Below are 8,630 nucleotides of genomic sequence, written 5' to 3' on the forward strand. Positions count from 1 at the left end.
CGCACCAGCTTCCCCTGCCCGTGCGGCGGAACCTGGAAATGCAGCCCACGCACCGTCCCGCGCCGCGCCGAGTAGGACTGGTTGTCCTGCACGAACGACACATCGACCCCCTCCCCGGCCAGCCGACACGCGTTGTACGTCTCGCAGAACCAACCCCGCGAATCCGAAAACCGACGGGCAACAAAAACACGGGGAAGAGAGGACGGGCTCGCCGCTGGAGACGCTGAGGTCATTGGATCGCACGCTGAATGCCGCGGCCGCAATGCCGCGCGCGCGAACCTAAGCGATCGGACGCCGTCCCGCAAACCAGCCGGTCGCGCCCTTGGTCGAGCGGGTCGTGAGGCCCGGCTCAGGCCGTCTGCAGCTCGTAGAGCAAGAAGGACTCGAGCACGATCGACCGCTCGCCGACCAGCCGCGCCGTGAAGCCGGCCTCGCTGATCAGGCCGCCGAGCCGATGCAGGTCGGAGTCCGACGAGAACAGCACGTACATCCGGCCGTCCGGCTGCAGCCGCTCGCGCGCCTGCCGGAACAGGCCGGCAATGTCGCGATAGTCCGGGCCGGCCACCCAGGCGCGGTCGGCGACGTCGCGCGGCTCGCCCGGGAAGGACGGCGGGCTGGAGATGATCACGTCGAACAACGGTTCCGGCGCCACCGCCGACAGGAGATTCGAGCCGATGCCTGCGACCCGACCGCCGAGCCCGTTGCTCTCGGCGTTCTCGACGGCGGCCCTCGCCGCCTCGGGATTGATGTCGACCGCCAGCACCCGGTCGGCCCCGGCCCGTGCGGCCGCCAGCGCCAGGATGCCGGACCCGGTGCCCACATCGGCGACCCGCATCCCGGCGAGATCGAGCGATCCGACATAGCCGGCGAAGAACTCGCTGGTGAGGAACCGCTTGGGATCGAACACGGTCGGCAGCACGGCGAGGCGGAAGCCGGCCGCTTCGACGGTGCGCCGGCTCTTCCGCTTGAGGAACAGGTGATACGAGAAGAAGTGGACGAAGGACCGGAAGAATTTACGCGCCCTGCCGGGGGACGGCCGGGGATGGCCGAGGCGATACGGATCGGTCAGGACGTCGTGCAAGATCGGTGCTCCCGTTCGTCCGGCCCGGAGGCGGGCCGCGACGGCCCGCGCGGCCGCCAGCGCTCTTGCAATCGGAGTCCGTTCGCGCCCACCTTGCCGGCTGGACACGCCCCACGACGAGCCTTCGTCGCGCAATTCCAGGAGTTTTCCGGCCCCGACGCTCGCGCCTGCCAACGCCGAGGCCCCCGTCGGGGTTCAGTGGTTTCCTGCCCACCCCCGCAACACCAAGAACCGAGAGGTCACGCCCGCATGCCCAATCTCCGTGTGTCGGTCGCCGTCGGTGACTACGACCGCAACCGCCCGCTGATCGACGGGATCGTCCCGATCGATGGCGTCGACCCGGTGTTCATGCGGCTGTCGCCGGAGGAGATTTTCTTCCGCGCCTTCCGCACGGTCGATTTCGACATCTGCGAGCTGTCGCTGTCGAGCTTCACGGTGAAGACCGCGAACGGCGACGCGCCCTATGTGGGGATCCCGGCCTTCGTGTCGCGCGCGTTCCGGCACACCTCGATCTATGTGCGGACCGACCGCATCAAGGAGCCGCGCGACCTGATCGGCAAGAAGGTCGGCGTTCCCGAGTACCAGCTCACCGCCAATGTGTGGGCGCGTGCGTTCCTGGAGGAGGACTTCGGCGTCAAGCCATCGGACATCCATTGGATCCGCGGCGGCATCGAGGAGCCCGGGCGGCCCGAGAAGATCGCGGTCCGGCTGCCCGACGGGGTTCGGCTCGACGACGCCCCGCGCGGCGCCACCATCTCGGGCTTGCTGCAGGCCGGCGAGATCGATGGATTCATCGCGCCGCGGCCGCCCTCCTTTATTGCAGGTGCGAAGGACATCGGCTGGCTGTTCCGCGACCCCGTCGCGGCCGCCAAGGACTATCATGCCCGCACCGGGATCTTCCCGATCATGCATCTGATCGGCGTGCGGCGAAGCTTGGTGGACCAGCATCCGTGGCTGCCGGCCGCCGTGCTGAAGGCGTTCGAGCGGTCCAAGGTCGCAGCCCTCGCGATGCTGAGCGACACCTCCGCCACGAAGGTGACGCTGCCGTTCGTGGAAGAGCGTCTGAAAGAGGCGCGCGAGATGATGGGCGACGACTTCTGGCCTTACGGCGTCGAGCCGAATCGCAAGACGCTGGAAGCCTTCCTGCATCACCATCACAGGCAGGGCCTGTCGTCGCGGCTCGTTTCAGTCGAGGAGCTGTTCCATCCGGCGACGACAACGTCTTTCAAGCTGTGACGATCGAGCACGGTCACGGCTCGCTCGCGGCGTCGACCGGCTCTCCCCTCGCGACGGCGTGATCGGCCGCAGGGCCGGACCCCCTTGCCACCGGCCGGTGTTCCCGTAACTCTACGGGTGAGGAAACGCCGACGTACCAAGGGGGTCGCCATGAGCCACCAGGACGCCGTTCATCACGCCGCCGTCCCCGCCGCCCAGCCCGAATCCGCGGTGGCGGCCGCCGCCGTGGTGCGCCGTACGGATCCGCAGGTCCGCAAGGTCGCCGTGAAGGACATCGTCGAGGCGCTCGCCGCAGGATTGCGCGACTTCCAGGCGGCGCCGCTCTACGGGCTCGCCTTCGGAGCGCTCTACGCGATCGGCGGCATGCTGATCGTATGGTCCGCCTTCATGGCCGGCGTCGGGTATCTCGCCTATCCGTTGGCCGCCGGCTTTGCGCTGGTCGGGCCGTTCGTCGCGGTCGGGCTGTACGAGGTCAGCCGCCGCCGGGAGACCGGCGAACCGCTGAGCTGGTCGGCCGTGCTGCGCACCATCTGGGCGCAGCATCATCGCGAGCTCGGCTGGATGGCGTTCGTGACGCTGTTCGTGTTCGTCGTGTGGATGTACCAGGTGCGCCTGCTGATCGCCCTGATGCTGGGCCTGCGCAGCTTCACCTCCCTGCACGAGTTCCTGGTCGTGCTCGCGACCACGCCGGAGGGCTGGCTGTTCCTGGTGATCGGCCATGCGATCGGCGCCGCCCTGTCGCTGGTGCTGTTCTCGCTGACCGTGGTGTCCTTCCCGCTGCTGCTCGACCGCGACGTCGACTTCGTCACGGCCATGATCACCAGCGTCCGGGCCGTGGCGACGAGCCCGGTCCCGATGATCGGCTGGGCCATCGTGGTCGTGCTCCTGCTCCTGGTCGCCTCGCTGCCGGGGTTCCTCGGCCTCGTGGTCGTGCTACCAGTGCTGGGTCACGCGACCTGGCATCTGTATCGGCGAATCGTCCTGCCGATGGCCTGATCCGGCTCGCCGTCTTCCATCCGACCCGCCCGCCGCGACGCAAGTCGCGGCGGCGCGGCGCGTTTTCCGGAGCTCTCCGCCATGATCGCCATCAGGGGCGACCGCCTGCTCGACGACCTGCGCACGCTGGCGCGCTTCGGCGCTTACGAGACCGGGGTGGACCGGGTCGCCCTGTCCGACCTCGATCTCGCAGCGCGGCGGTGGCTGGTCGAGCGGCTGCAGGCGGCCGGCCTCGCCGCCGCCATGGATCGGGTCGGGAATGTGCTCGGACGCGACCCCGACGCCGACAAGGCGGTCCTGATCGGCTCCCATACCGACACCGTGCCGATAGGCGGCTGGCTCGACGGCGCCATGGGGGTGATCTACGCCCTCGAGATCGCGCGGGCGTTCCGGGAGGCCGGAGGCCGCGGGCCGGTCGGAATCGACGTCGTGTCGTTCGAGGACGAGGAGGGCACCTACCTGCCCTTTCTCGGCAGCCGGTCGTTCTGCGGCACCCTGAAGCCCGGCGAGATCGAGGCGGCGCGCGCCGAGGACGGAGGTCCCCTCCCGGCCGCGCTCGCCCCGCTGGCCGGAGCGTCGGCCGAGTTCCGGCTCGACCCGGCCCGCCATCTGGCCTTCCTCGAGGCCCATATCGAGCAAGGCCCCCGGCTCGAGGCGGCCGGCCGGAAGATCGGAGTCGTCACCGGCATCACCGGCATCCGCCGATTCCGGGTGACGGCGACCGGGGCGGCCAACCACGCCGGTACCACGCCCATGGCGATGCGGCGCGATGCAGGCGCGGCGCTGATCCGGCTCGCCGCCTGGATCGGCGAGACTTTTCCGGCTCTCGGCGGCGCCGAGACGGTGTTCACGATCGGCGCCATGGCGTTTCGCCCGGGCGCCGCCAACGTCGTGCCGGGCGAGGCCGAGATGGCGGTGGAGATCCGCGACCTCGACGTCGCGATCCTCGACCAGATGGAGCGGGCCCTGGCCGAGCGGGTCGCCGCCGCATCCGAGGGGGGCGTCGCGGTGGCGATGGTCCGCACCACCCTGGTCGCCCCGACCGCCATGGCGGACGAGATCGTCGCCGCCCTGGCGGCCGCCGCCGACGCCGCCGGCCACCCGCCCGTGATGCTGCCGAGCGGCGCCGGCCACGACGCCATGGAGGTCGGACGTGTCCTGCCCGCCGGCATGCTGTTCGTGCCGAGCATCGGCGGCATCAGCCACCACGTAGCCGAGAACACCTCGGATGCCGACATCGTGCTCGGCTGCGAGGTGATGGCCGATGCGATTTCGCGTATTTTGCAAAAGATTGCATAAGCAACGGCGGGTGGCTGCGATGGGCGTGGCCACCCATATAATCATCGCTTATACTTCATTATTCCTGCATGCGTTCAGCCGGCAGCTAAGCAAGGCTCCGCTGCACGCCTCGTGATCACGTCGCAACGCTCTGTCCGCGATCGGGGGTTCTGCGCAATTGCGCTGCGCCGACGCATCCCTTATGGACACATCATTATATTTCGTCGTCACGCGAGAGCCTCAGAGCCACCGCGGTGTTTCGATTGTTGCCGTGCGTCAGAGATCATTCGACTCGCGCCCCGGTTCGTCCGGCGGCCGGCACCCCCGACATCGTTCACCCGCATCGCGACAGCGGACGCGTTCGTGCCCGCTCGCTTCGTCGCGCCACAGACCGAAGGGGAGATGAATGAACCGGCCGGCCCTCAAACCCGCACCCGTCGCCCCGCTGTTCGATCCTGCCGCCGAGACGATGCCGCGCCGCGACATCGCCACGCTTCAGCTTTCACGCCTGAAGACGACTCTGCAGCGTGCCTACGACAACGTCCCGCACATGCGCCGCCGCTTCGAGGAGCGCGGCGTCACGCCCGATCATCTGAAAGTCCTCGCCGACATCCGCCACTTCCCGTTCACCGGTAAGGCGGACCTGCGCGACAACTATCCGTTCGACCTGTTCGCGGTGCCACGCGAGGACGTGGTGCGGGTGCACGCGTCGTCGGGCACCACCGGCAAGCCGATCGTGGTCGGCTACACGCGCGCCGACATCGCGCTGTGGGCCGACCTGATCGCGCGCTCGCTCACCGGCGCCGGCGTGACACGGCACGACATCGTCCACATCGCCTACGGCTACGGGCTGTTCACGGGCGGGCTCGGCGCCCATTACGGCGCCGAGGCGCTCGGCTGCATGGTGGTGCCGGTGTCGGGCGGCATGACCGAGCGGCAAGTCACGCTGATGCGCGACTTCGGCGCCAACGTCTTGTGCTGCACGCCCTCCTACGCGCTCAACATCGCCGAGGTCGCCGAGCAGAGCGGCATCCGGCCCGAGGATCTGAAGCTGCGGGTCGGCGTGTTCGGCGCCGAGCCGTGGAGCGAGCAGATGCGCACCGAGTTGCAGACGCGCCTCGGCCTGCAGGCGATCGACATCTACGGCCTGTCCGAAATCCTCGGGCCCGGCGTCGCCTGCGAGTGCACGGCACAGGCCGGCCTGCACGGCTGGGAGGATCATTTCCTGTTCGAGATCGTCGATCCCAAGACGCTGGAGCCGCTGCCGGTCGGCGCGACCGGAGAATTGGTGATCACGACGCTCACCAAGGAAGCGCTGCCGATGATCCGCTATCGCACGCGCGACATCACCCGGCTGGTCGACGAGCCGTGCGCCTGCGGGCGCAGCCATGTGCGGATCATGCGGGTCACCGGCCGCGACGACGACATGATGATCATTCGCGGCATCAACGTGTACCCGTCGCAGGTCGAGGCCGTGCTGGTCGGCCTGCCCGGCATCGCGCCGCATTATCAGCTCGTGCTGACGCGCAAGAACGCGCTCGACCAGATGAGCGTCGAGGTCGAGATCGCTCCCGATTCTCCACGCGACGACGAGAGTCTGTCGCGCGTCGCGCGAGAAGTGCAGCACCGCATCAAGTCGACCATCGGCATTTCCTGCGGCGTCGTCGCAAAGCTCCCCGGCGAGGTACCGCGCTCGCAAGGCAAAGCCGTGCGTGTGAAGGACCAGCGGCACGTCGCGGGATAATTCAGAGTCTCACGTCACGGCGGCGCACGCGGCTCCCGCGTTCCCTCCCCCCTTGTGGGGGAGGTGGCTCGGACCGAAGGTCCGAGACGGGTGAAGGGGCTCTCCACCAACTCCGAATTCGCGGGACGCCCCCTCACCCGCCTCGCTTCGCTCGGCACCCTCCCCACGAGGGGGGAGGGAACAGGCTGCGGCGCGCGGCAAGTCTAAAACTAAAGCAACGCCCCTCACCCGCCGCCCGTGCTTCGGGACTTCATCCCACGCACATCCCTTTGACCTTTCTCAACTCCGGACGCGGCGAGACAGATCAGAGTGATTCCAAACCAGGGCGGTCCGTGCGCGAGAACGGGCCCGGAGGGAGATAGCCGTGAGCACAGAGGCGCTGGCGCAGGAGAGGGACGCGGACGCACGGAGCCGGGCCGAGGCGTTTCCGTTCACCGGCAACGAGGCGATCGCGCGCGGCGCCTGGGAGGCGGGCGTCAGGGTCGCGGCCGCCTATCCGGGCACCCCGTCGACCGAGATTCTCGAGACCCTCGCCGAGTACGATCCGACCGACGTGACGGCGCAGTGGTCGACCAACGAGAAGGTGGCGCTCGACACCGCCATCGGTGCGTCGTTCGCCGGCGTGCGCGCCCTCGCGGCGATGAAGCATGTCGGCCTCAATGTCGCGGCCGACTCGCTGATGAGCATGTCCTATATCGGCGCGCATGGCGGCCTCGTCGTGGTCGTGTGCGACGACCCCGGCATCCACTCCTCTCAGAACGAGCAGGACACGCGGCTGTTCTGCCGGCTCGCCGGCGTGCCGGTGCTGGAGCCGGCCGACGCCCAGGAGGCGCTGGAGTTCACCAGGATCGCGTTCGACCTGAGCGAGCAGTTCGAGACGCCTGTGATCCTGCGCGGCACCACGCGCCTCTCGCACACCCGCAGCGTCGTACGGGCAGGGCCTCGCCGCGTGCCGCCGTCGCGCGGCTTCATCGGCGACCACACCCGCACCGTGACGATCCCGGCCAATGCCAGGCGGCTGCATCCCAAGGTGATCGCCCGCGAGGCGGCCCTGTCGCGCTGGATGTCCGAGACGCCGCTGACGCAGCACGACGCGGGCTCCGACCGCCGCTGCGGCATCGTCACCTCGGGCCTCGCCTATCTGTACGTGAAGGAGGCGGCGCCGGCCTTTCCGGTGCTCAAGCTCGCCGGGTCCTATCCGCTCGCCGTCGACGCGATCCGCGACTTCGCCGCCTCGGTCGAGCGCGTCATCGTGGTCGAGGAGCTGGAGCCGGCGCTCGAGCAGGCGATCCGCGCCATCGACATTCCGGCCGAGGGCAAGAGCCTGTTCCCGCGCCTCGGCGAGCTTTCCGTGGAGCTGTTGCGCGAGGGCCTCGCCAAGGCCGGGCTGATGGAGGCACCCGCCCCCGTCGCCCCGCTCGACATCACGCCGATGGCGCGCCCGCCGGTGCTGTGCTCGGGCTGCCCGCACACCGCCAGCTTCCTGGCGCTTCGCAGCATCGGCGCGCATGTCGCCGGCGACATCGGCTGCTATACGCTCGCGGCGATCGACCCGCTGCGCTCGATGGACACCTGCGTGTGCATGGGCGCGAGCATCGGCAACGCCATCGGCATGGCGAAGGCCGGCTGCGACAAGCCGGTGGTCGCCACCATCGGCGACTCGACCTTCCTGCATTCCGGCATCCCGCCGCTGATCGACGCCGTCTACAACAAGGCCGACATCACGGTGCTGATCCTCGACAACCACATCACCGCGATGACGGGCGGCCAGGATCATCCAGGTACCGGCCGCGACCTGCGCGGCGACGCCGCGCCGCGGGTCGACACCGCCGCGCTGTGCCGTGCCATCGGCATCGAGTGGGTGCGCGTGATCGATCCCTACGAGGTCGGCCGTCTGCTGCAGACGCTTCGCGAGGCCACGGCGCATCACGGCGTCTCCGTCGTCATCGCCTCGCGGCCCTGCGTGCTCGATCCGGTGAAGATCAAGGGCGCGCCGGTCGCGGTGCGCGCGGCGGGCTGCATCGCCTGCCAGTCCTGCATGAATCTCGGCTGTCCTTCGATCACCTGGTCGGGCGAGCTGTTCGAGGGGCGCCACAAGGTGACGATCGACGCCGCCACCTGCATCGGCTGCACCCTGTGCGCCCAGGTCTGCCCCACCGATTGCATCCAGCCGGTCGCGACGGGAGCCGTCCAATGAGCACCGGATCGATCAGCTCTCCGTCGTCATGCCCTGCGCAGGCGGAGACCCCGGTCATTCCGGGGCGCCGCGCAGCGGCGAACCCGGAATCCAGCCAC

At 69.2% G+C, this 8,630-nt stretch carries 7 protein-coding genes; 5 read left to right on the plus strand and 2 right to left on the minus strand.

Annotation, left to right across the window (positions count from 1 at the left end; genetic code table 11):
• Together CH341_RS14610 and CH341_RS14615 are read right to left on the minus strand one after the other, a co-directional pair.
• Positions 1–233, minus strand: a 233-nt coding sequence (locus CH341_RS14610) for a dTDP-4-dehydrorhamnose 3,5-epimerase family protein (RefSeq protein ID WP_146604479.1), incomplete at its 3' end; no start/stop codon positions are given.
• Positions 234–349: 116 nt separating this feature from the next.
• The gene (locus CH341_RS14615; protein WP_210208317.1) at positions 350–1,081 is read right to left on the minus strand and encodes a 50S ribosomal protein L11 methyltransferase; all 732 of its coding nucleotides are present in this window, start codon (positions 1,079–1,081) and stop codon (positions 350–352) included.
• Positions 1,082–1,330: 249 nt separating this feature from the next.
• On the opposite strand from CH341_RS14615, the gene CH341_RS14620 reads away from it, so the two are divergent.
• From CH341_RS14620 to iorA, 5 genes are all read left to right on the plus strand, one after another.
• Positions 1,331–2,317 (plus strand): substrate-binding domain-containing protein, encoded by a 987-nt coding sequence (locus tag CH341_RS14620; protein ID WP_111419744.1) that lies wholly within the window; start codon positions 1,331–1,333, stop codon positions 2,315–2,317.
• Positions 2,318–2,467: 150 nt separating this feature from the next.
• Entirely contained in the window at positions 2,468–3,313 is an 846-nt protein-coding gene (locus CH341_RS14625) for a DUF2189 domain-containing protein (RefSeq protein WP_111419745.1), read from the plus strand.
• Positions 3,314–3,394: 81 nt separating this feature from the next.
• Complete coding sequence (locus CH341_RS14630) at positions 3,395–4,612, plus strand: M20 family metallo-hydrolase (RefSeq protein WP_111419746.1); 1,218 nt, start codon at positions 3,395–3,397, stop codon at positions 4,610–4,612.
• A gap of 385 nt (positions 4,613–4,997) precedes the next feature.
• Positions 4,998–6,335 carry a phenylacetate--CoA ligase family protein gene (locus tag CH341_RS14635; RefSeq protein WP_111419747.1) on the plus strand — a complete coding sequence of 446 codons (1,338 nt, stop codon included), beginning with the start codon at positions 4,998–5,000 and terminating at the stop codon, positions 6,333–6,335.
• A 364-nt stretch (positions 6,336–6,699) separates the two neighbouring features.
• Complete coding sequence (gene iorA, locus CH341_RS14640; RefSeq protein WP_111419748.1) at positions 6,700–8,532, plus strand: indolepyruvate ferredoxin oxidoreductase subunit alpha; 1,833 nt, start codon at positions 6,700–6,702, stop codon at positions 8,530–8,532.
• Positions 8,533–8,630 lie beyond the last annotated feature (98 nt).

The organism is Rhodoplanes roseus (assembly GCF_003258865.1).
GTDB classification, from domain to species: domain Bacteria; phylum Pseudomonadota; class Alphaproteobacteria; order Rhizobiales; family Xanthobacteraceae; genus Rhodoplanes; species Rhodoplanes roseus.

Excerpts from the sequence above, each read along its gene's own strand:
- CH341_RS14635 (WP_111419747.1), top strand. The coding sequence starts at position 4,998 with ATGAACCGGCCGGCCCTCAAACCCGCACCCGTCGCCCCGCTGTTCGAT.
- CH341_RS14630 (WP_111419746.1), top strand. The coding sequence starts at position 3,395 with ATGATCGCCATCAGGGGCGACCGCCTGCTCGACGACCTGCGCACGCTG.
- CH341_RS14620 (WP_111419744.1), top strand. The coding sequence starts at position 1,331 with ATGCCCAATCTCCGTGTGTCGGTCGCCGTCGGTGACTACGACCGCAAC.
- CH341_RS14625 (WP_111419745.1), top strand. The coding sequence starts at position 2,468 with ATGAGCCACCAGGACGCCGTTCATCACGCCGCCGTCCCCGCCGCCCAG.